Annotated in this window: 23 protein-coding genes; 6 read left to right on the top strand and 17 right to left on the bottom strand. The window is 68.5% G+C overall.

Translation table 11 applies throughout. From position 1 onward, the window contains the following. Positions 1-134: 134 nt before the first annotated feature. Entirely contained in the window at positions 135-812 is a 678-nt protein-coding gene (locus tag AC0662_RS15340) for a DUF3105 domain-containing protein (protein ID WP_478301144.1), read from the top strand. Here the strand turns inward: AC0662_RS15340 and AC0662_RS15335 are convergent. The 8 genes from AC0662_RS15335 to AC0662_RS15300 all read right to left on the bottom strand — a co-directional run bounded on the left by AC0662_RS15335 (position 763) and on the right by AC0662_RS15300 (position 9,088). After that, on the bottom strand, positions 763-1,641 hold the full coding sequence (locus AC0662_RS15335; protein WP_478301142.1) for a hypothetical protein: 879 nt from the start codon (positions 1,639-1,641) through the stop codon (positions 763-765). The genes AC0662_RS15340 and AC0662_RS15335 overlap by 50 nt on opposite strands. 23 nt (positions 1,642-1,664) lie before the next feature. Next, positions 1,665-2,189, bottom strand: a complete 525-nt coding sequence (locus tag AC0662_RS15330) for a hypothetical protein (RefSeq protein ID WP_478301140.1) — start codon at positions 2,187-2,189, stop codon at positions 1,665-1,667. A 432-nt stretch (positions 2,190-2,621) separates the two neighbouring features. Then, complete coding sequence (locus AC0662_RS15325; protein ID WP_478301138.1) at positions 2,622-3,716, bottom strand: mannose-1-phosphate guanylyltransferase; 1,095 nt, start codon at positions 3,714-3,716, stop codon at positions 2,622-2,624. Between the two features lie 11 nt (positions 3,717-3,727). Continuing rightward, entirely contained in the window at positions 3,728-4,798 is a 1,071-nt protein-coding gene (locus AC0662_RS15320; protein WP_452199430.1) for an NAD(+)/NADH kinase, read from the bottom strand. A 100-nt stretch (positions 4,799-4,898) separates the two neighbouring features. Continuing rightward, complete coding sequence (locus AC0662_RS15315; RefSeq protein ID WP_478301135.1) at positions 4,899-5,966, bottom strand: hemolysin family protein; 1,068 nt, start codon at positions 5,964-5,966, stop codon at positions 4,899-4,901. Continuing rightward, on the bottom strand, positions 5,963-7,300 hold the full coding sequence (locus AC0662_RS15310) for a hemolysin family protein (RefSeq protein ID WP_478301133.1): 1,338 nt from the start codon (positions 7,298-7,300) through the stop codon (positions 5,963-5,965). The genes AC0662_RS15315 and AC0662_RS15310 overlap by 4 nt, the downstream gene beginning before the upstream one ends. Positions 7,301-7,309: 9 nt before the next feature. Next, on the bottom strand, positions 7,310-8,197 hold the full coding sequence (locus AC0662_RS15305; RefSeq protein WP_478301131.1) for a siderophore-interacting protein: 888 nt from the start codon (positions 8,195-8,197) through the stop codon (positions 7,310-7,312). 42 nt (positions 8,198-8,239) lie between these two features. After that, positions 8,240-9,088 (bottom strand): SDR family NAD(P)-dependent oxidoreductase, encoded by an 849-nt coding sequence (locus AC0662_RS15300; protein ID WP_478301129.1) that lies wholly within the window; start codon positions 9,086-9,088, stop codon positions 8,240-8,242. Positions 9,089-9,158: 70 nt separating this feature from the next. Between AC0662_RS15300 and AC0662_RS15295 the strand changes: the two genes are divergently transcribed. Continuing rightward, positions 9,159-10,070: a LysR family transcriptional regulator gene (locus AC0662_RS15295; protein ID WP_452199421.1), complete on the top strand. Its 912-nt coding sequence runs from the start codon at positions 9,159-9,161 to the stop codon at positions 10,068-10,070. Here the strand turns inward: AC0662_RS15295 and AC0662_RS15290 are convergent. After that, positions 10,029-10,382 (bottom strand): twin-arginine translocase TatA/TatE family subunit, encoded by a 354-nt coding sequence (locus AC0662_RS15290; protein ID WP_478301126.1) that lies wholly within the window; start codon positions 10,380-10,382, stop codon positions 10,029-10,031. The two genes, AC0662_RS15295 and AC0662_RS15290, sit on opposite strands and share 42 nt — an antisense overlap. Positions 10,383-10,456: 74 nt before the next feature. Between AC0662_RS15290 and AC0662_RS15285 the strand changes: the two genes are divergently transcribed. Beyond that, positions 10,457-11,137 (top strand): TIGR03089 family protein, encoded by a 681-nt coding sequence (locus AC0662_RS15285; RefSeq protein WP_452199417.1) that lies wholly within the window; start codon positions 10,457-10,459, stop codon positions 11,135-11,137. Positions 11,138-11,139: 2 nt separating this feature from the next. Then, the gene (locus tag AC0662_RS15280; RefSeq protein ID WP_452199415.1) at positions 11,140-11,919 is read left to right on the top strand and encodes an SDR family NAD(P)-dependent oxidoreductase; all 780 of its coding nucleotides are present in this window, start codon (positions 11,140-11,142) and stop codon (positions 11,917-11,919) included. Here AC0662_RS15280 and galE read toward each other — a convergent pair. From galE to AC0662_RS15260, 4 genes are all read right to left on the bottom strand, one after another. Further along, a complete protein-coding gene (gene galE / locus AC0662_RS15275; protein WP_452199414.1) occupies positions 11,916-12,869 on the bottom strand; it encodes a UDP-glucose 4-epimerase GalE in 954 nt (317 codons plus the stop codon). The two genes, AC0662_RS15280 and galE, sit on opposite strands and share 4 nt — an antisense overlap. Before the next feature lie 61 nt (positions 12,870-12,930). Continuing rightward, positions 12,931-13,563 (bottom strand): class I SAM-dependent methyltransferase, encoded by a 633-nt coding sequence (locus AC0662_RS15270; protein WP_452199412.1) that lies wholly within the window; start codon positions 13,561-13,563, stop codon positions 12,931-12,933. Then, positions 13,560-15,647, bottom strand: coding sequence for a spermine/spermidine synthase domain-containing protein (locus AC0662_RS15265; RefSeq protein WP_478301122.1), 2,088 nt, complete (start codon positions 15,645-15,647; stop codon positions 13,560-13,562). Before AC0662_RS15265 ends, AC0662_RS15270 begins: the two co-directional genes overlap by 4 nt. A gap of 63 nt (positions 15,648-15,710) precedes the next feature. After that, on the bottom strand, positions 15,711-16,541 hold the full coding sequence (locus AC0662_RS15260) for a S1 family peptidase (RefSeq protein ID WP_478301120.1): 831 nt from the start codon (positions 16,539-16,541) through the stop codon (positions 15,711-15,713). 260 nt (positions 16,542-16,801) lie between these two features. Here AC0662_RS15260 and AC0662_RS15255 point away from each other — a divergent pair, with 260 nt between their 5' ends. Next, positions 16,802-18,295, top strand: a complete 1,494-nt coding sequence (locus tag AC0662_RS15255) for an LCP family protein (RefSeq protein WP_478301118.1) — start codon at positions 16,802-16,804, stop codon at positions 18,293-18,295. A gap of 6 nt (positions 18,296-18,301) precedes the next feature. Beyond that, positions 18,302-19,306, top strand: coding sequence for a glycosyltransferase family 2 protein (locus tag AC0662_RS15250; protein WP_452199404.1), 1,005 nt, complete (start codon positions 18,302-18,304; stop codon positions 19,304-19,306). A gap of 6 nt (positions 19,307-19,312) precedes the next feature. On the opposite strand, the gene AC0662_RS15245 is transcribed toward AC0662_RS15250, so the two are convergent. The 4 genes from AC0662_RS15245 to AC0662_RS15230 are packed head-to-tail and all read right to left on the bottom strand — an operon-like array spanning position 19,313 to position 22,414. Next, positions 19,313-20,071 (bottom strand): ABC transporter ATP-binding protein, encoded by a 759-nt coding sequence (locus tag AC0662_RS15245; RefSeq protein ID WP_452199402.1) that lies wholly within the window; start codon positions 20,069-20,071, stop codon positions 19,313-19,315. Continuing rightward, on the bottom strand, positions 20,058-20,957 hold the full coding sequence (locus AC0662_RS15240; RefSeq protein WP_478301115.1) for an ABC transporter permease: 900 nt from the start codon (positions 20,955-20,957) through the stop codon (positions 20,058-20,060). The genes AC0662_RS15245 and AC0662_RS15240 overlap by 14 nt, the downstream gene beginning before the upstream one ends. A gap of 42 nt (positions 20,958-20,999) precedes the next feature. Continuing rightward, entirely contained in the window at positions 21,000-21,701 is a 702-nt protein-coding gene (locus tag AC0662_RS15235; protein ID WP_452199553.1) for a tyrosine-protein phosphatase, read from the bottom strand. A 5-nt stretch (positions 21,702-21,706) separates the two neighbouring features. Next, a complete protein-coding gene (locus AC0662_RS15230; RefSeq protein ID WP_452199398.1) occupies positions 21,707-22,414 on the bottom strand; it encodes a hypothetical protein in 708 nt (235 codons plus the stop codon). Between the last annotated feature and the right edge of the window lie 19 nt (positions 22,415-22,433).

The raw sequence follows: 22,433 nt of genomic DNA, 5'->3' as shown, positions 1-22,433 counted from the left end.
GGCAGTAGTTTTCTAGGCAACTTCTTAGGGTCACCTCGTACACTGCCATCGCACGGCGGCGCGGTGGCCGCCCTAATCCGGGAAGACCAAACACTGTGGGTAAAGCGTCGTCGCAGAAACAGTCGCGCCGCGAGATGATCGAGAAGATGCAGCGCGAGCAGGCCCGCTCGGACCGCCGCCGCACGATCATCATCGTGGTGTGCTCCATCGTGGTAGGCCTGGCCATCATCGCCTACCCGGCGATCAAGCTGATCCAGGACTCCCGGACCAAGAACCAGGCGCTCACCGACTTCGGCGTCGCCGCCTCCGCCGCGTCCTGCGACCCGGCCACCAACGACGCCGCCGGCGGCACCCAGGACCACCGCCCCGACGGCGAGAAGATCATGTACTCGGTGTCGCCGCCGTCGTCCGGCCCGCACTACGCCGTCTGGGCGCCGTTCGACAAGAAGTTCTACTCGACCGGCGACCGGCCCCCGGTGGAGAACCTGGTGCACAACCTCGAGCACGGCTACACGATCCTCTGGTACCGCGACACGCTGCCGAAGGACCAGATCGACCAGATCGAGAAGATCGCCAAGGCCCAGCTCCCCGACAGCGCGAACGGCAAGTTCATCGCCGCCCCCTTCAAGGAGTCCGACGGCAAGGCCTGGCCCGACGGCAAGAACCTCGCCTTCGCCCACTGGAGCGGCCCCGACGCCTCCCAGAAGTCCTTCGGCCACCGCCAGTTCTGCGGCTCCGTCAGCGGCGACGCCCTCAAACAATTCATCGAGAAGTACCCAGCCGCCGACGCCCAAGAACCCAACGGCGGCTGACACTCCCCGCACACCGAACGGCCCCGAGGATGCATCCTCGGGGGCGTTCGCCTTGTACGTCGTCCGCTCGAACGGACCTCGGACACCCTCTGCGGACGGGAGACACGCTATTGCCTGTCCAAGGTCCGGATCGGATGTTCGAGGTCCACCCCGAGGGCGGCAGACCGTGCGGCGTGCGTGACCGCGAGCGTCCGACCATGTTCGAGGGACAGACCCTGACATCACCGCGGCCCGCCCGCGGTGCCATCCGGACTTCCAGACCCTCCCGCGAGCGAATACCGGCTTCCTGCGCCCGTTGTGCCGCCCGGGCACGAACCTTCTCCAGCTCGGCTCGATCTCTCTCGTCCAGCGCAGCCAGGGTCGCGGCATCGATGGCGATCGGCTCTTGGCTCAACCGGAAGTCGAGGCTGCGATAGGCCACGCCGGCGATGGGCAGTTCGATCCCGCCCTGCCCAGGCAAGAACTCACCACCGAGCTCGAGGACCTGCACCATCGGCTCGTACGGGTCGTCGAACGCCGGAAACCGTTCATACGGCCGGTCACCGAGCGACGCCCACCGGAACATGTCGGTCACCACCTTGCGTACCTGCGGCATCAGCTCGTGGCCGACTGCAGCCTCCAACCGCTCCAGCCAGACCGGATCGGTTTCCAAGGAAGGATCGAACGCCAGAGCAACCTCAGCGAGAGGCCACAGTTGAGTGATGCCTAGCGCGTTGGCCCAGACAGCCTTACGGCGGAAGAACTCGCTGGCCAACGCGCCTCGCGACGTCTGGTGCAGGTCTTCGGCCTCCTGGTCGTCCCACCGCGCCGCGACCAGGCGCTCGAGCAATCGCTGACACGCCGCCGTGTCTGTCACAACCCCAGTCCTTCCTTCGCCAACCGAACCACTTCGTCCAGGTTCGGCAGATCCTCCGCCACCCGCAGATCACCTCTCGGTATGTCCAGCTTGTCCCAGTGCGCCAGCAGGTCAACCATGCGCGCCTGCAGGCTCCGCGGCGCCGTGTTGTGGGCCGAAGGGTGATCCGGCGAGACCCTCGACATCTCGTACTCGTCCCAGGCATCTGCGTGGGACGACTTGTAAGGGACTCCGGCTTCCATCAGCTTCGCTTCAACGTATTCGTGCGCGATCAACGACCAGAGCTGCGCCTGTTGCTTGTCCGTCAGCTCGGCGCCCGATGCGGCTCGGTCCCACAACGACCCAACTCCGTCGAGAGGCGTGAAGTATCCACGTCTGACCACTCCCGGTTCCACCGCCGCATCGTGCTGGCGGATGAACAAGTTGTCTTTTGCGACCTCGACGACCTCGCGGGGGAATCCGCTGTTCTCAGCCACAGCGTCGACATCTTCGGTTTCGCGGATCCGCCGGTATGTCTCCATGTCCTTGGGATCGGCGTTCTCGACGAACTCGTGACCTGGCGTGTCTGTGGTGACTCCGGCCGGGTCATGCTCCGACTTGGTCGTGTAGCGATCGGTTGCTCGATCGCTAGGGTCGTCACCCGCATTCGGGTCAGCCGTTGGTGGCCGACTGCCATCAAGTCCTGTACGGGATGCCTGCCCCGTCTCGTTGGACCTGTCCGCATCGGCGCCCGCCGATTGGTTGCCGATGGCATCGTCGCTTGGTGATTGCCCGTGCCCGTCAGCACACTACTGCACCCCGCGACGCCACGACTACGCTAAGTCGCACCTCCGCTGCAGGCCGGACCTCGGACACCCTCTGCGGACGGGAGACACGCTATTGCCTGTCCAAGGTCCGGATCGGATGTTCGAGGTCCGCTGCGAGGGCGGCAGACCGCTGGACCGTGGTGCGGCTCAGATGTAGTTCGCGTGGTCGGATTGGACTTGGGCTACTAGGTCTTTGACGCGTTCGCCGTCGGAGAGGGGGCAGACCATGGTGACGTCCTGGGTGTGGACGATGATGTGGCTGCGGAGGCCTACGGTGGCGATCAGGTGGTCGGGGTCGTCGGTGACGATGATGTTGTCGTGGGAGTCGAGCAGGCAGCTCAGGGTGATGCTGTCGGTGCGGTTGCCGTTCGGGTCGGCGTCGTACGTGTCGGCCAGGGCGGCCCACGAGCCGACGTCGAGCCAGTGCACCGGCATCGGTACGACGACCACGTCGGCGTCCACCTTGCCTTGGGAGGCGGGCTCCATCACGGCGTAGTCGACGCTGATCTTGCGCAGGTTCGGGTAGATCTCGGCCAGCGTCGCGTCGCGTTCGGGGGTGTCCCACACGGACGCGACCTCACGCAGCCGGGTCGCCGACTCGGACAGCAGCGAGTCCAGGACGTTGAGCACGGTCGATGCCTGCCAGACGAACATCCCGGAGTTCCACCAGAAGCGCCCGGTCGCCAGGTACTCCTCGGCGGTCGACCGATCCGGCTTCTCCCGGAAACGGTCGACGACGAAGGCCGACGTACCCTCGATCGCCGCCCCGCGCTCGATGTAGCCGAGCCCGGTGTGCGGATGCGTCGGCTCGATGCCGAACGTCACCAGCGACTTCGGCCGCGCCTCCACCACCTCGAACCCGTGCTCGATCGCCGCCCGGAACTCGTCCTCCGGACTGATTAGGTGGTCCGACCCGACGAACGCGACGACCGCGTCCGGATCGTTGCGCGCCACCACGGCGGACGCGAGCCCAACCGCGTTCGCGGTGTCCCGCCGGGCCGGTTCGCCGATGATGTTGTGCTCGCCGAGCTCGGGGAGTTCCTTGCGTACGACGTCGGTGATCGCGCCGACCGTGCACACATAGATGTTCTCCGGCGCGACCAGTCCGCGCAGGCGGTTGTACGCCACCCGCAACAGCGACTGCCCGGCCGCCAACGGCAGCACCTGCTTGGGCCTGTCGTCTCTGGACATCGGCCACAGCCTGGTCCCCGAACCACCTGCCAGGATCACCACGTTCCGCATGGGGACAGACCCTACCGGTCGTCACCAGGCGGTGGCGGGATGCGCAGGTGCTGCAGGTCGGGCGGCACCGGCGAATCGGCCGGCTGCCAGAACAACTCGGACTGCCCGTCGAGCGCCGTCGCCGGCGCGTCGGTGAGCTGGAAGCGATCGCGCAACCGTCCGTAGAAGTCGGTCGGACGCAGGCGCACCAACCGCAACCGCTGCGGCGATCCGTACACCCCGATCCAGTCCCCCGGGTCGAGCACGCCGCGCAACTGCCCGTCGATGCTGACCGCGGCCTGTCCCGAATGCGGCAGCACCCGCAGCGCGATCGCCTCGTCCGGCGCCGCGACGACGGTCCGATTGAAGGTCATGTGGGGCGCGACCGGAGTGAACACGATCGCTTCGGTGTTCGGCGACAGGATCGGTCCACCCGCTGCGAAGCTGTACGCCGTCGATCCGGTCGGCGTCGCGACAATCACCGCGTCCGCGGAGTACGACGCCAGCAAGCGCCCCGAAAGGTAAACGCCCAACGCCACTTGATGATCGCGCGCCAGTTTCTCCACGACCACGTCGTTCAGCGCGGTGACGTCCAGCGCCATCCCCCAGCCGTCGCCCTCGGCCATCTCGTGCCGCACCGGTGGTGGCGGCAGCGCCGGTCCGTGCCCGTACCGCAGCAGTGACTCGATCCCGGTCGGGATTTCCAGCGGCCGCGACGCCCGCATGGTCAGCGTCATCCGTTCCTCGTACGTCGCTCCGCCGTGCTGTACCGCCTCGAGGGCGGCCTCGACGTCGCGGCATGCCACCTCGGTCAGGAACCCGACCTTCCCGAGGTCGACGCCGAGCACCGCCGCGTTGTTCTTCGCCGCGATCCGCGCGCCGCGCAGGAACGTGCCGTCGCCGCCGAGCGTGACCACGAGGTCCGGATCACCGGCGTGGTGCAGCTCGTCGGTGCCGCTGCGGCGTTCCTGATGGTCCTTCCAGACGTCGATGTCGGTGCACCCGATCCCGTGGTCGGCCGCCCACTTGCGTACGGTCCCGGCGGTCTCCACTGCCACCGGCCGCCCCTGATGAACCACAAGCCCGATCCGCTCAATCGCCACTGGCCCTCCTCCGCCCTCGCAACCACCGTATCCGGCGACTTTGTGCACCCACCGCCTATCTGGAGCACCCCGAAACGCGCGGTGGGTGCCACAAAGTGTGTCAGTCGGCGGCCTCGGTGCGGGCGGCGGTGACGATCGGGTCGGTTTCGTCGTCGAACTCGCCGATGACTTCCTCGAGGAGGTCCTCCAGGGCGACCACGCCGATGGCCTGCTCGCCGCCGCAGACGACCGCGAGCTGTGACCGTTCGTCGCGCATCGTGCGGATCGCCTTGGCCACCGGGGTGTTCTCGCCGAGTTCGAGGGCCGCCATCATCAGGTCCGAGGCGCGGCTGCCGGTGTCGCCGGCGGTCGTCGCGCGGGCGGCGTCGCGGACGTGCACGATGCCGCAGATCGACGTACCGGAGCTGACGACCGCGAGGCGGGAGTGGCCTTCGCGGCGGCTGATCAGCTCGACCTCGCGGGCCGACGCGGACGCGGACACCGTGGAGAGCTGGGCGATCGGCGTCATCACCTGGCCGACCGTGGTGTTCTGCAGCGCGAGCATCGCGGTGAGCAGGTCGTGCTCGGGTTCCTCGAGGGTCCCGTGCTCGCGGGAGGACTCGATCAGCAGCCGCAGCTCGTCCGGCCCGTGGGCGTTGGCGATCTCGTTCTGCGGCGTGACTCCGACCAGCCGGACGCACAGGTTGGCGATCCAGTTCAGGACGCTCAGCAGCGGCCGGAAGACGTACGTGAACGCGCGGAACGGCAACGCCAGCGCGAGCGCGGACCGCTCGGGATCGCTGATCGCCCACGACTTCGGCGCCATCTCGCCGAGCAGGACGTGCAGCAGACCGATCCCGCCGACCGCGATGATCAGCGCGATCACGTGCCCGACGCCCTCCGGTACGTGCGCGAGCTCGAACAGCGGGTGCAGCAGCTGCGCGATCGCCGGCTCGCTCAGCGAACCGAGACCCAGCGTGCACAGCGTGATCCCGAGCTGCGCGCCCGCGAGCATCAACGACAACTCGCTGACCCCAGCGATCGCGGCCCGCGCCGAACGGCTGCCCGACGCGGCCATTTCCTCGAGCCGATGCCGCTTCGACGCGACCAGCGCGAACTCCGCGGCCACGAAGAACCCGTTCAACGCCAGCAGTACGGCGGAGATGACCAGCGCCCACGTCGTACTCATGCGACCCGCTCCATCAGCACGATGCCAGGCACCCGCCGCTCGATCGTCTGCACCGTCAACCGCACCGACTCGGTCGGGATCGGCTTGCCCTCGTGGTCGATCCGCGGCGGCAGCTCCACGACGAGGTCGTCGCCGACGACCGGGATGCGCCCGAGCCGGGCCATCACCAGCCCGGACACCGTCTCGTAGTCGTCGCTGTCCGGCAGTTGTACGCCGGTGGCCTCCTCGACCTCGTCGAGTCGCCACCTGGCCGGGACCACCCACGCCCCGTCCCCGCCCTGCACCAGCCCGGTCTCGGGCAGGTCGTCCTCGTCGCGGATCTCCCCGACGAGTTCCTCGGCGATGTCCTCCAGCGAGACGATGCCCGCGAAACCGCCGTACTCGTCGACGACGATCGCGAGCTGCCGACGGGCGACCCGGAGCCGCTCGAGCACTCCCGGCAGCGGCAGCGTCGTCGGTACGGCGACCGGCGGCGACGCCAGCGAACCGACGGCGATCGTCCCGCGATCGGCCGGTTCCAGCTCGACGACGTCGCCGATCGCGACGACACCGATCACCTCGTCGACCGACTCGCCGATCACCGGGAACCTGCTGTGCCCGGTGTCCTGCAGCTCGACCACCCGGGTGAGCGGCTCGTCACGATGCATGGTGACCACGTCGACGCGCGGGACCATCGCCTCGCCCGCGGTCCGGCCGCGGAAGTCCAGGCCGCGGTCCAGCAACCGCATCGTGTCCTGGTCCAGCAGACCCTGCTCGTACGACGTCTCGATGATCCGGTCGAGCTCCTGCGGTGTCGCGCCCTGCGGCAGTTCTTCGACCGGTTCGATGCCGACGCGGCGGAGGATCCGGTTCGAGGCCGAGTCGAACAGATGAATGACCGGACCGGCGACCGTCAGGTACACCAACGTCGAACGCGCCAGCCGGAGCGCGATCGCCTCGGCCTTCGCGATCGCCAGGTTCTTCGGAGCCAGCTCGCCCAGCACCATCTGGATGATCGTTGCCAGCAACAGCGCCAGGATCACCGAGACGGACCTACTCACGGCTGTCGGGACCCCGGCCCCGCCGAGCAGGTGCTCGAGACCCGCGCCCAGATAGGGCTCGGCGAAGTAGCCGGCCAGCAGCGCGGTGATGGTGATGCCGACCTGCGCGCCGGACAGCACGAACGACAGCCGTGCGGTGACCTTCAGCGCCCGGGCGGCCGCCGCGTCACCGCCTTCGGCGAGGGTCCGCAGACGGCTGCGGTCGACGGCGACGTACGCGAATTCCTGGGACACGAAGTAGCCGGTGGCAACGGTCAGCACCAGGATCAGGCCCAGGCCGGCCAGGATCAGCATGACAAAACCTTATGAGAACTCCAGCGACTGCAGTACCGCGGGGTCGGTGACGTCGAGCCCTTCCTCGGCGGCCTGCGCGAACACCCGCGTCCGGAGCGCGTCCCCGCCCTCGGCGGTCTCACCGGCGATCCAGTAGGCGACCGTGTGCAGATCGTCGCGATCGACCCCGAGCTCGTCGACGAGGTACGGCCGGATCGAGCGCACCACGCCCGCCTCGGCCGCACACCACGCTTGCAACCGCCCGGCCGGCCGCCGGAACCTGCGGACCGCCTCCTCCAGCGCACTCCCCGGCCCGGCGAGCGGCGGCGAATGGATCCACTGCACGTCCCCCTTCACCAGCGACCGCTCGGCCGGCGTCTCCGCCTGCAGGAAAACGGTCGCCGGTACGTCGAGGCTCTCGACGATGCTCGCGATCGCGGGCAGGGACGTGGAGTCGCCGATCAACAGGTGATGATCGACGTCGCCGGCGTGGAACTCGCGCCGCATACCGACCAGCACCGCCCTGTCGCCGCGTCGGGTGTTGTCCAACCATGTGATCGCCGGCCCGTCGCCGTGCAGGGCGACGTCGAACGTGAGCCGCCGGGTGTCCGGGTCGAACGCGCGGACCGTGAAACCGCGGGTCAGCGGCGTCGGGCGGTCCTGCGGCCAGACCGGCGCACCGGCCGGGCTGATCTTCGGCATCCGGACGCTGCCGATCCCGTCCGGCGGGATCACCAGCTTGAACGCGTCCGCCGGCCGGATCGTCCGGTACGCCGCGAGCCCGTCCCCCTGCACCGTCACCCGGCTGAACCGTGGGGTCAGTGACTCGATGGTCTCCACCCGGACCGGGCAGATCACCCGGGAGTCACCGGAACGGGTCAGCCGCCTGATCTCACCGCGTATCGTCGATCCCCTCACAGAAAGTTAGGTTAACCTAACCGTGAGGGGTGGACGAGGGGCTTACCGAGGGGTGGACGGCGTCCACGCGACGACCTCACCGTCGCGGATCAGTTCGCCGTACTGGGCGGGGTCGACGTGGTCCGCGAGGACGAGGTCGACGATCGGCTGGACGGCATCGGCGGGCGACTTGGCCTGACTGAAGTCCTCGAACCACGGGCGTGAGGCGCGGGTGTCAACGAGCCCGGGGCAGACCGAGGCGATCAGCGTGTTGGACGCAAGGTCACCCTCGCGCCGGTCGTCGGCGACCGCGCGGACCGCGGCGACCTGCGCGACCTTCGACGGGAAGTTGATCCACTCCGGCCAGCCCTGCGCGGTCGCCGTACCGTCGTGGACCGCGGTCCGCCACTCCTCGACGACCTTCTCGATGTCCTCGAGCGAGGCCCCGTCGAACCGCGACCACAGGTGCTCCGGCAGGTGTTCCAGGGTGCCCAGCGAGCTGGCCACGACGATCAGCCGGCCGCCCGGCCGCAGGATCGGGCCGAACGAGCGGAGCATGTACTGCGCGCCGAGGTTCGCCACGTCCACGACCTCGTCCACCTGCTCGACGGGCTCCTTGCCCGGTTCCAGCGGCCCCACGGCGTTGGACACCACGATGTCCACGCTCCCGAGCTCCGCCGCCAGCCGCGCCACGGCGTCCCCGTCGGTCACGTCGAGGACCCGGCCTTCGACGCGAGCCTGGAGCTCGGTACTGCGATTCAGTTGGTCGACGGCGTTGGCGACACGTTCGGGGTTCCTGCCGGTGAGCAGGACCAGGTCCTCCGGGGTCATCCGGTGCGCGAGTTCTTGGACCAGTGCATACCCGATGCCTTGGTTGGCGCCGGTGACGAGGGCGATGCGTTGTGCTGTCATGTCGCCAACGTAGGCCTGGAGCGGGTATGACTCCAACGAAAGTTCAGCACATGTGGTATGCGTAAACGTCATGGACTTCACCGACGTCTCGCTGGTTGCGTTGCGGGTGTTCCGGGAGGTGGCCGAGCGGGGTACGTTCACGTCCGCCGCGACGGCGCTCGGGTACACGCAGTCCGCGGTGTCCCGGCAGATCGCGACTCTCGAGCGGGCCGCGGGCGGACAGCTCCTGGAACGTCGCCGCGAAGGCGTCGCGCTGACGACCGCCGGCCAGGTGGTACTCCGGAACGCGGCCACCGTCCTGGATCAGATCGACGCCACCGCGCGCGAACTCGCCGGCCTCCCGGTCGCAGGCGGGACCGTCCGGCTGGGCTGGTTCCCGAGCGCCGGCGCCGTCTTGTTGCCACGGGCAATCAGCGCGGTACGGCGTACGCACCCGGCGGTGACTGTCACGACGCGAGAGGGTTCCACACCCGCCTTGGTCCGGGCGTTGCGGGCCGGGACGATCGATCTCGCGGTGATCGCGTCCGCGCCGCCGTTCCGGCCGCCCGACGCCGAGTCACCGGCACTGAAGCTGGAGACGCTGGCCGAACGGAGCCTGCGGCTGGCGGTGCCGACGGGGCACGCGTTGGCGGCGTACGACTCGGTGGACGTTGACGATCTGCGGGGTCAGCGGTGGATCGCCGGGCCGGCATCGAGCAGCGAGATGTGGATGGGTGTGTGGCCGGGGCTGGACGAGCGGCCGGTGATCGCGCATACCGTGCGTGACTGGTTCGCGAAGCTGCAGTTGGTCGCGGCCGGGGCGGGGGTGACGACGATCTCCGCGTCGATGGCCTCGGCGGTGCCCGTGGGTGTTCGGGTGGTCACCGTCCGGGGTGGACCGCAGGAACTGCGGCGCATCCTCCTCGCCCGGCTGCCCGGGCGGATGCCGGAGCCGGTCGCCCTACTGGCCGCCGCCCTGCGCGCTGCCGCCGCCGAGGCCTGACCCATCCCCAGGCACCTGAGGCGCCGGAGCGATGGGCGCGGGTGCCTGCGGCGCCGGGGTGGAGGTGTCCGCCCCCGGAGCTTGAGCCGGCTGGTGCGGAGTGTCCTGAGTGGTGGCGGTTGGCTGGGGCTGTTGGGCGGTGACCTGCGGCGTTTCGTCGTCGTCGCCGCTGCGGGCCTTCTCGAACTCCTTCATCGCCCGGGCCGCGTTCTTGGTCAGCTCAGGGAGCTTCTTCGCGCCGAACAACAGCACGACGATCACCAGGATGACGATCCATTCGCCGCCCTCGGGCAACGCGAGCATTGGCATCATGACAAGCCTCTTTCACCCAACAACCACCGGTCGGTTCCACGGTACGTCGGCCCCCGAACCGTAGGCTGGGCCATATGTCACGAGTCCTGCCCGAGCTGTTCGCGGCCGCGGTCCGCCGGGACGGTGCCGCCCCGTTCCTGACCTACTACGACGACACCACCGGCGAGCGCATCGAGCTCAGCGCGGTCACCACCGCGAACTGGGTCGCGAAGACCGCCAACCTACTGGTCGACGAGTACGACGTGGAATCCGGCGAGACCGTCGCGATCGGCCTCCCGCCGCACTGGCTCGGCGTGGTCTGGGCGCTGTCCACCTGGTCGGTCGGCGCGTCCCTCACCAGCAAGACCGGCGCCCTCGCGATCACCGGCCCGGACTTCGCGATCCGCGGCGACCGCGAGACTGTCGCGTCCGCGCTGCTGCCCCTCGGCGGACGCTTCCGCGAACCGCTGCCGGACGGGATCCAGGACTACGGCGCCGAGGTCTACAACCACCCCGACGTCTTCGTCCCGTTCGACCCGCCGACGCCGGCATCACCGGCGTACGACGACCTCTCCCACGACGACCTGATCGGTACTGCGGAACCGATCGCCGACCGCATCCTGGTCACCCGGACGCTGACGGACCGCGACGGGCTGGGTCTGCTCGTCGGCGTGATCTCCGGAGGTGGTTCGATCGTGCTCTGCCGCAACCTGGATGCCGCCAAGCTGGAGCGCCGGGTCGCGGACGAGAAGGTCGACCGAATCGTGGAGGGGTAGGCGTGCGCAGGTTCGAGGGGAAGGTCGCGCTGGTCACAGCCGCGGCGCAAGGGATCGGGGCGGCCGTCGCGCGGCGGCTGGCGGACGAGGGTGCGTCGGTGGTGGTGACCGATCTCCAGCAGGAGAAGGTCGGCGAGGTCGCGGCGAGCATCGGTGAGCAGGCGCTCCCGCTGCAGGTCGACGTGACGAGCCGCGACGACGTGGACGCCGCCGTCGCGGCCGCGGTCGAGCGGTTCGGCCGGCTGGACGTCGTGGTGAACAACGCCGGCGGTTGCATCGTGCGGTCCGTCCCGGAGGACGCGACCGCCGAGGAGTTCCACGCCCAGCTGGACCTCACCCTCGTCGGCGCCTCACGCTGCATCCAGGCCGCGCTCCCCCACCTGGTGAAGAACCGCGGCAACGTCGTCACGATCAGCTCGGTGAACGGTCTCGCCGCGTTCGGCAACATCGAGTACGCCGCCGCGAAGGCCGGCCAGATCGCGATGACGGTCAACTACGCAGCGCGGTACGGCGAACTCGGCGTCCGGTTCAACGTCGTTGCCCCCGGCACCATCCGGACGCCGAACTGGGACAACCAGCCGGACACCCTGGAGCGCTTCAGCAAGATGTACCCGCTCGGCCGCGTCGGCGAGCCCGAGGACATCGCCGCGGCGGTCGCCTTCCTGGCCTCCGACGACGCCTCCTGGATCACCGGCCACACCCTGCCCGTGGAGGGCGGCGTGCTCACCGGACCCGGCGGCATGAACCTCGGGCCTTCCGGCTTCTTCAAGAAGGAGTACTAGCCCTTCGGCCAGGCTTCCCACGAGGTCGCGAACATCTGGTCGACCGTGTAGGTGTTCGCCCAGCCGAGGTCGCGGGCGGCGAGGTCGCCGTTCGCCACCACACGAGACGGGTCGCCGGGGCGGCGTGGGCCTTCGGACGGGGTGAAGTCGATCCCGGTGACCCGGCGCGCGGCGTCCATGATCTCGCGGACCGACGTACCGGTGCCGCTACCCAGGTTGTAGACGCGCTCGAGGGTCTTGCCGGACTCGAGCGCCCGGGCGGCCGCGACGTGGGCGCGCGCCAGGTCGGCGACGTGCACGTAGTCCTTCACCGACGTACCGTCCGGGGTCGGGTGGTCGGTGCCGTAGATCTGCGGCACCTTCCCCTGGGTGAGCAGGTTGCAGACGATCGGGAACAGGTTGTACGGGCTGGCGTCGTACACCGCCGGGTCGCCGGACCCGACGACGTTGAAGTAGCGCAGCGAGGTGTGCCGCAGGTCCGTCGCGGCAGCCTGGTCGCGGAGCAGCCACTCACCGATCAGCTTGGATTCCCCGTACGGCGACTGCGGGTCCGGCGCGGTGTCCTCGGTGACGACCTCGTCCTTCGGGGTCCCGTAGACACCCGCGCTGGACGAGAAGACGATGTTGCCGACGTTCTTCTCCGCCATCGCTTCGAGCAGCGACACCATCGCGGTCACGTTCTGCGTGTAGGTGTGCAGTGGGCGGTCCACCGAAACTCCGGCGTACTTGAAGCCGGCCAGGTGCACGACCCCCTCGACGCCGTCCAGCGCCTGCCGGACCGCTGCTCCGTCGAGCAGGTTCGCCTGCACGAACGGCACGCCGTCCGGGACGAACTCCGCCTTCCCACTCGACAGGTCGTCGATCACGACCACGTCGATCCCGTCGTTGCGGAAGGCGCGCACCACATGCGCCCCGATGTATCCGGCACCACCAGTCACGAGCCAAGTCATGTCTCAGATCCTGCCACCACACGCCGCCCGGGACCTCGGAAACGGGCCGAACCTGTACCAACTAGCAGACAGTTGCCAGCCAGAAATAAGCGAGTTCGGTCCACTCGACCTCGCGCGGGGCGACGTCGGCGGTGAACTGTTCCCGGGTCGGGAAGTTCTTCAGTACCTCGAAGCTGCGCCCGTCCGAGAGCTGCCGGTCCTGGTAGGTGTCGCCGGCGGCCGATGTCCGGGTGATCGGGTAGTTGCTGCCTTCGACGTAGCGGTTGTCCGCGAGGATCACCACGCCACCCGGCTCGACCCGGTCCAGCAGCCCGGCTGCGAACCGCCGTACGTCGGCGCGCAGCACGTGCGACCAGAAGAACCCGGCGAAGATCGCGTCGAACCGGCCCTCGACCGCACCGAGGTCGTAGGCGTCCGCGGTCTCGAACCGCACCTCGGCCGGACCGTACGACCGGGTCCGCGCGACGGCCAGCGTCTCGTCGTTCAGGTCCGTCGCCACCACCGACCGGGCGGTGGTGGCGAGCGCCTTCGTCCAGTAACCGGTGCCTGCGGCAACTTCCAGCACGGAACGGCCGCTGACCAGCGGCGGCAGGAGGGCCCGCAGGCGCGCCAGGTCCTCCTGCCGTTCCGGCTTCTCGTAGACCGCGTCGTACTCGCCGGCACGGCTGCGGTAGTAGTCGCCGAGATCGCTCATCGGAGTGCTGTTCTGACCTTCGGCGTCAGGATGAACGCTCCGGCGTAGAGCAGTGCGGCGATGATCAGCAGGCCGTGGAAGCCGATGATCAGGGCCGCGTACTCGAGGCAGCCGCCGAGCATCGCGCCGAGCAGGTTCGCCCCGAAGGACGCCGTACCGTCGGCGGTGTCGGTGAAGCGCTTCGCGAAGATCACGTTCGCGGCGAAGATCGGCAGGAACGCGATCAGCACCGCGACCAGCGCCCGGAGGCCGACCGGCATCTCCAGCAGCCAGCTGTCGGGGAAGATCCACGACAACGCCAGCCCGCCGAACAGCACCGCGAACATCACCTTGATCGGTGGTGTCTTGAACCGTCTCGTCACTTCGACCGCGGCCAACACCGCCACCAGCACGCCGGCGAACACGATCGCGTTGACCACCCACGTCGTACCGAAGAGCAACGCGAACCCGGTGATGCTCTTGGTCTCGAGCAGCATGAACCCGGCGCCGAGCAGGAACAGGTCGGCGTACGGGCGCATCCGCTTGTACGACGCCCCGCCGCCGGCGATCCCGACGCCGACGAGACCGGCGACCAGGACCAGCCCGAGCGTGATCAGGTACAGACTCGGGATCCGGTCGGTGAACAGGTACAGGAACGGGCGGTTGTCCGTCGCCGGCGGCGGTGTGATCGCGGACGCCCCGGGCCACTCGGCCGCGCAGGTCTGGTCCTGCTCGGTCAGGCCGACGGTCACCACGGCCTGCTGCAGGCCGTCACCGATCTTGTCCACACACGGCTTGTGCCCGAACGCCGTCTGCGCCGTCAACGCCAGCCGGTCGATCAGCCAGGTCTCGCGGTAGTAGTTGTACATCGCGAACGCGCCACCCGGATTCAGGTGGTCGCGCGCGGCCTCGAACGCCTGCTGGGTGAACAGGTAGCTCTCCAGCCGCAGCGAGCTCGCACCGTTCACCAGCGTCAGCGAGTCCGGCAGCGCGAGCAGGATCATGTCGTACTTCTTGTTCGTCCGGGACAGGAACGCCCGGCCGTCGTCGATGTGCGAGGTCACCCGCGGGTCCTGGTACGGACGGTCCGGGTGCAACTGCTTGCCGAGGTCCCGGATCCGCGGGTCGATCTCGACCGCGTCCACGTGCGTCGCGCCCTTCTTCAGCGCGATCGCCACGTCCGACCCGGAGCCGGCGCCGATGATCAGCACGTTCTTGGGCGTCTTCCCGGTGTTCGCGCGCTCGTACGGCAGTCCGTACTGCGGTTCCCACTTCAGCCGCGCGTCGGCCGGGATCGCCTGCTGGTGCGGTACGCCGTTCACCGTGATGGTCAGCAGCGGCACACCCTCCCAGGTGTACTGCTTGGTCTGCACCTTGTAGTACGGCGACCAGCTGTTCTGCGGCTGCGTCGACTCGTGGAACAGCACACCGAGCATGACGATCAACGGAGACAGCACGAGTGCGGCACTCACGCCGGTCGCGACCGCACGCCGGCCAGGAGCCGTCGCGGTCCGCGGGATCAGCAGCGTCGCGAACACCACGGTGACGATCAGGCCCCACCAGATCGGCGGTGCGCCGAGGAACGACAGTCCGGTGAAGGCGGCGATCCCGACCAGGCTGCCGATCAGGTCGAAGCGGTACGCCGTGAGTCGGGGTACCTCGGAGAAACAGCGGCCGACGAGCTCGGCCGGACCGGCCAGCACCACAGCCGCGGCGACGAAGATGATCGGCAGGATCACCCAGACCGGCGGGCCGGTGGTGTTCAGGCTGGTGAAGTAGATGACGCTCGACGAACTGCCGCGGTTGACCGTGACCGGCTTCCACGCGATCACCAGGACCAGCAGGCCCAGCATGATCGGCGAGTAGTACGGCAAGCGTTTCGCCCGGCCGGACCGGAGGACACCGATCCCGATGCCGAGGAACGAGCCGAGCAACACGAAGTTCGAGAAGTAGCTCAGATGGACCACGTTCGAGCCGGTCCAGCGAATCAGCGCGAGCTCGGTGAACAGCATCAGCGCACTGGACGCGACCAACCGCGTCCGTACTCCGAACGGGCTCGGCCAACTTGTTGTCGTGACGTGGTCAGTTGCGGAGTCGACTGCCATGCGGGGGGACGTTACCGGATAAGCAAGTGGTCTGCGTCACCCCCGCGGCAGCGTTACCGACTGTCAGTGCCGACGGGCCGGTTTCGGGAGCTCGCAGCCGGACTTGTTCAGGTCGATCGCGCGATCGGCGGTCAGGCAGGTGTAGAGCCACCAGGTCTGCTCGCCGTACGCCGCGCCCTTCTCGACCGTGACGTTGCCGTCGGCGTCGACCTCGCACGGGTTGTTCACCGTGCACTGCTCGCCGTCTTCATTTCCGGTGTTGTTCACGCCGATGACTTCACCCGTTGTGGTGCTGACGACCGGCGAACCCGACGTACCGCCGATGGTCTCGCAGCCGGGCTGCTGGTACTTGATCGAGTTCTGCCAGGTCCAGTCGCCCTCGCGGAGCTGGGGAATCGTGGCCTGCACCGAGCAGGTGTAGATGCGCTGCCAGTAACCGGACACGACCGCCATCCCGGTGCCGTTCGCCGGCGCCTGCTTGGCCAGCGTCAGCGGGGTGACGTTCAGCCGGCTCTTGATCGACGCGTAGGTCTCGTTCACCTCGTAGACGATCATGTCGGTCTTGGTCATGGTGCCGAACAGGATCTTGTCGGCGCGGACCGTACCGGCCCGGCTCGCGTCCGGCTTGAGCAGAGTGATCGAGCGCGTCGACGCCTTGTTCACCAGCACCTGGCCGGGTTGCAGGAACCCGCCCTCGTAGCAGTGCCCGTTGGTGAGTACCAGGGCCTTGTCGGTGTCCACCGATTCGGCGTACCGGACGAGGGAGGCGGAACAGTTGCTCAGGGCGGCGATGCCGGTGAAGTCGGCGCCGGGGGCCGCGTGGGCGGACGTGGCGCCGAGCAAGGTGGTGGCTGCGACCGTGGAGGCAGCCAGGAGCGTACGCAGGAGTTTCATGGGGGCGGTTTCCTCACTGTTTGTGCTTGCAGGACTTCGTAACGCATCCGTTGGCCGGTCTCCATCACAACTGTGTGAAACCGCCTGTCCACAGGGTCAGTACACGGGTTTTCCTGCGCTGCGTGAGGGGACTGCTACTCTTCGTCTCCGGATCCGCCCGGTCCCGAACCATCGCCTACCCCGGCACGTCGTACCAGTCGATGAGGAACGACAAGGTACGGTCGGCAGCAGCCGCCCCGGATGGATTACGGAAGGACGTCATGCCGCAGGAGAAGCCAGACCTGCGCAACCTCCGCGAACCGGTGCGGTTCAAGCGGGCGCTGACGCTGTTGCTGATGACACTGTTCCTGCCCGGGTCGGCGCAGATCGTCGCGGGCAGCCGGAAGACCGGGCGCTGGGTCTGGCGGATCGTCGCCGGCCTGCTCGCGATCGTGATCTTCTTCGTGGTGCTCGGCCTGATCTGGCGGTCCGGCACGATCAACATCCTGGTCCGTCCGGGCACGCTGCGGTTCGTCCAGGTGCTGCTGATCCTGCTCGCGGTCGGCTGGGCGGCGCTGTTCGTGGACGCCTACCGGCTCGGCCAGCCGCTGATGCTGGAACGCAACCACCGGCTGACCGCCAGCATCCTGGACGGCGTGATGATCTTCGTGGTCGTCGGCGCCCTGATCTACGCCAGCGTGATCGTGAACACCCAGCGGGACTTCGTCGCCAGCGTGTTCGGCAGCGGCAAGACCTCGAAGGCCGAGAAGGGCCGCTACAACGTGCTGCTGATGGGCGGCGACTCCGGCGCGGACCGGATCGGTACCCGTCCGGACAGCATGACGGTGGCCAGCATCGACGCCGACACCGGCCGCACGGTCCTGGTCGGCCTGCCGCGGAACCTGGCCAAGGTCCCGTTCCCCGCCGGTACGGCGATGGCGAAGCAGTTCCCGGACGGCTTCAAGTGGAAGAACTGCGGCGCCGAATGCCTGCTGAACGCGGTGTACACCTACGCCGCGAACCACAAGAACCTGTTCCCCGGTGACCCGAACCCGGGCGAGACCGCGACCACCCAGGCCGTCGAGGCGGTCACCGGACTGAAGATCAACTACTACGTGCTGATCGACCTGGCCGGCTTCCGCGACCTGTTGAACGCGGTCGGCGGGATCACCCTGGACATCGGCAAGCGGGTTCCGATCGGCGGCGGCAGCTCGCCGATCAAGGGCTACATCGAACCCGGCAAGAACCAGCACCTGGACGGGTACCACGCGCTCTGGTTCGCCCGCTCCCGGGCCGAGTCATCGGACTACGAGCGGATGGCCCGGCAGAAGTGCGTGATGTCGGCGATGCTGAACCAGCTGTCGCCGTCGACCGTGCTGACCAAGTTCCAGGGCATCGCCTCGGCCAGCAAGGAAGTGGTCAAGACCAGCATTCCGGCCAGTGAGCTGGGCACCTTCACCGACCTCGCGCTGGACGCGAAGAAGCTGCCGGTGTCAAGCTTCTCCGCGGTCCCGCCGTTGATCCACACCGGCGACCCGGACTTCGCGTTGATCCGTACCAAGGTCGCGGAAGCGATCGCGAAGTCGGAACAACTGGACAAGGGCGGCTCGGGAGGAGACGGTAAGACCTCGAACACTCCGAGTAGTACCGCCAGCAAGCACCCGAGCAGCACTTCGACGAAGCAGCCGACCACCGGCAGCACCAAGAAGCCGACCACCTCACCGACCACACCCGCCACCGGCGTCGACGACGTCGCATCGATCTGTAAGGCCTGACCTGATATGCCGCTGTCCCACTGGCCACCCGTGTCCGTCGTGATGCCCGTGCTGAACGAGGAACGCCACCTCGAGGAGGCGGTCGGGCGTGTCCTCGACCAGGACTACCCGGGTGAGCTCGAAGTCGTGCTGGCGATCGGGCCGGGCAAGGACCGGACCGAGGAGATCGCGGACAAGCTGGCCGAGAAGGACCACCGGATCAGCATCGTCCCGAACCCGACCGGCAAGACCCCGGCGGCGCTGAACGTCGGGATCGCGCACGCCAAGCACGACATCCTGGTCCGGGTCGACGGGCACGGCGCGCTCACCGACGGGTACATCACCCGCGCGGTCGAGGTGCTGGAGGAGAGCGGCGCGGACAACGTCGGCGGCGTGATGGCCGCCGAGGGCCGGACCCCGACCGAGATGGCGGTCGCCTGCGCGTACCGCTCCCGCCTCGGGCTGGGCGCGTCCACGTTCCACCAGGGCGGCAAGGCCGGACCGGCCGACACCGTTTACCTCGGGGTGTTCCGGCGGGCCGCGCTGGAGCGGGTCGGCGGTTTCGACGAAACCATGCACCGGGCCCAGGACTGGGAGCTGAACTACCGGATCCGCAAGACCGGCGGTCTGATCTGGTTCAGCCCGGACCTGTCCGTCACCTACCGGCCGCGCTCGTCGCTGTCCGCGGTGGCCAAGCAGTTCTTCCACACCGGTCAGTGGCGCCGTGAGGTGATCCGCCGGCACCCGGAGACCGCCAGCAAGCGGTACCTGGCTCCCCCGGTCGCGGTGATCGCGCTGGCCGTCGGCACGATCCTCGGCATCATCGGCCTGGCCACCGGCATCAGCTGGCTCGACATCGGCTTCCTGGCCCCGCTCGGCTATGCCGTGCTGCTGCTCTTCGGCTCGGCGATGGAGGGCCGGTACCTGCCCTGGAAGGCGCTGGCCTGGCTACCGCTGGTCTGCGCGACCATGCACGTCTCCTGGGGCCTCGGCTTCCTGGTCGGCCTCCGGGAGCACCCGAAGGCCGTCTAGCCCCGGCTAGCCGGCCCGTGTGGCCTTGATGTAGGCCGCGACGACCTCGTCCACCGGCCCGTCGAGCTTCAGGACGCCGCTGTCCAGCCACAGCGCGCGGTTGCAGGTCTCCTGCACCACGTCCAGGCTGTGGCTGACCAGGAACACCGTCCCGGCCTGGTCGCGGAGTTCCTTGATCTTGCGCTCCGACCGGACCCGGAACTCGGCGTCACCGGTGGCCAGCGCCTCGTCCACGAGCAGGATGTCGTGCGTCTTCGCCGAGGCGATCGCGAACTTCAGCCGCGCCTGCATCCCGGACGAGTACGTCGACATCGGCAGGTCGATGAAGTCCCCGATCCCGGAGAACTCGACGATCTCGTCGTACCGGTTGTCGATCTCGGCCGGGGACATGCCCATCGCAAGACAGCCGAGCACCACGTTCCGGTCGCCGGTGAGGTCGTTCATCATCGCGGCGTTGACGCCGAGCAGCGATGGCCGCCCGCCGGTGTAGACCGCGCCGGAGGCCGGCGGCAGCAGGCCGGCGATGGCCCGCAGCATGGTCGACTTGCCGGAGCCGTTGCGGCCGATCACGCCGATCGCATCGCCCTTGTACGCCGTGAAGGTGACCTTCTTGACCGCGTGCACCTCACGGATCGTCGGCCGGTCCTGGCGTTTGACGATCCGCCGCAGCGCCGTCGCCGCCGTACCCTTGCCGCCTTGGCCGGCGATCACCTTGTAGATGATGTCCAACCGGTCGGCGATCACTGTGGGATCAGCCGCGCCCATAACGGTCCTCCGCCCGCCAGAAGTACCAGAACCCACCGGCCAGCATCACGAATGACCAGACGATCGCGATCGTCCAGGCGTGTGGCAGTTCGTTCGCCTGGTGTTCCTGCAGCAGCGACCGCCGGACGATGTCGATGTACGCCGAGATCGGGTTGAGCGCGAGCACCTGGGTCACCCACGGCGGCGCATCGAGCTGGGTCAGCTTGGCCGGCAGCGAGAAGAAGATGCCGGACGCGTACAGCCAGGTCCGGGTGATGAACGGCAGCAGCTGGGTGACGTCGGAGACGAACGTCCCGATCCGCGCGAACACCAGCGTGATCCCGATGTTGAACATGATCTGCAGCAGCATCGCCGGTACGACGAGGAACCAGCGCCAGGCCGGTCCGTCGGTGAACCCGACGACCACGAACAGGATCGCCAGCGAGACCATCATCTGGTTCAGCTCGTTCAGCACATAGGCCAGCGGGAGTGTCGCGCGCGGGAAGTGCAGGGTGCGGATCAGGGACATGTTCAGCGCCAGCGAGCGGGACCCCTCGGTCATGCAGCGCTGGGTGAACGTGAACACGAAGATCCCGCTGAGCAGGAACGCGACGTAGTTGTCGATCCCGTTCTTCGTCCCGAGCAGGACACCGAAGGCGAGGTAGTAGACCGCCGCGTTCAGCAGCGGTGTCAGTACCTGCCAGATCGAGCCCAGGCGGGCTCCGGCGTACATGGCGTAGGTGCGCGCGGTGGCATAGCTGAAGACGAACTGGCGACGGCTCCACAGCTCGCGAAGGTACGAGCCGAGCGGAGGGCGGATCGAGCTCTTGGAGAGTCCGTAGCGTTCGGCCAGCCCTGCAAGCTCCGTCGGGTCGGTGACCCCGGTCTGCTCTGCGGCGGTCGGCATTGCGTTAATGTACTGCGCTCCGTGACGCCCGGGTGACGCAGGTCAGGCCACCAAGCGTGCTCTCAGCTTGCTGAGATCGGTGTCGGTAAGACCACCGTGCCGCAGGTATGCCTCCGGTCCGCCGTAGTTCGCGTCCAGGTGCCGCAGGATCGCGACGATCGACTCGGCCCGGGTGTCGCGGAACTCGCGCATCTCCGGGTGCCGCGACAAGTCCGGCTCGTCGGCCAGCTGCTCCTCGAGCCAGGCCGCCATCCGCGACTGCGTGCGGAAGTAGTCGGCGACGATCTCCTGCTCCGGTACGCCGGCCACGCTCAACGCCAGCGCCACGACCATGCCGGTCCGGTCCTTGCCGCCGTGACAGTGCACGACGACCGCGCCGTCCGGCTCGTCCGCGATCGCCTTCACCGCGGCCGCGAACCGCTCGGGCCGCTGGTCGAGCATCCAGAGGCACGCCGCGATGATCGTCGGCTGACCGTGGTCCGGGTCGGCCGGGTCGTGCACCGATTGCCGCACCGCCAGCGGCGTACCGGTGAACGGTGTCGGGAACTGCGCGACCTCGGCGTCGCCGCGCAGGTCGAGGATCCGGGTCACGCCGGACCGGCGCACCGCCGCGACGCCGTCGTCGGTCAAGTACCCCAGGCTGTCGGCACGGATCAGCACCCCCGCGCGGATCACCCGCCCGTCGGCGGTCGGCAGGCCGCCGACGTCCCGGACGTTGCGGCAGCCCGGCCAGTCGAGGTCCATCCCGGTCACCGGTCCTGCGGACGGTCCGGGTTCGGGCCCGGGTTGTACGGCGGGGGCGCGGGGAACGTGTGGTCGGACGGCGGCGGCTGCTGCGGGTAGCCGGATTGCGGGTAGTTCGACTGCGAGTAGTTGGGCTGGGGATAGTTGCCCGGGGCACCAGGTTGGGTCGGGAAGGTCTGACCCTGACGATTCCGACGACCCTTGCGGACCGCCCCGATCACCAGGAACGTGCTGCCGAGCCCGACGAAGATCAGCAGCGCGAACACCGCGCCGAGGATCGACAGGACGAAGCGCACGACAGACATCTTCGGCCCGGCGGCGTACGTCGCGTTGGTCTCGTCGTCCGTGCACGAGATGTTGTAGGTCCCGGCCGGTACGGTCTGCTCCGACTTCGCGATGACGTACCAGATGTCGTCGTTGATCGTGACGGTCTCCGACCCGGTCGGCCGCTTCAGCGGTACGTCGTTGCCGTTCGCGTCCTGCGCCTTGCACGGCGGGGCGAGCACCGGGACGGACGCGTAGATCGTCAGCCCCTCCTTCTTCAGCACGACCTGCCCGGACTCGATCGGCTGCGGCTTCCGCGGTGCCGTCACGACGATCTGCCAGGCGAAGATCCCGGTCACGATCGCCCCGACGACGAAACAGGCGATGGCGATCTTCGGCAGGATCGACTTGGCGGGTGCCGGTCCGGGCTGCCCGGGCTGCATGCTCATAGCCGCACGGTATCCGCTG

The sequence above is a fragment of the Kribbella sp. NPDC043289 genome (genome assembly GCF_056436705.1).
This window is presented reverse-complemented; position numbering and strand designations above follow the sequence as displayed.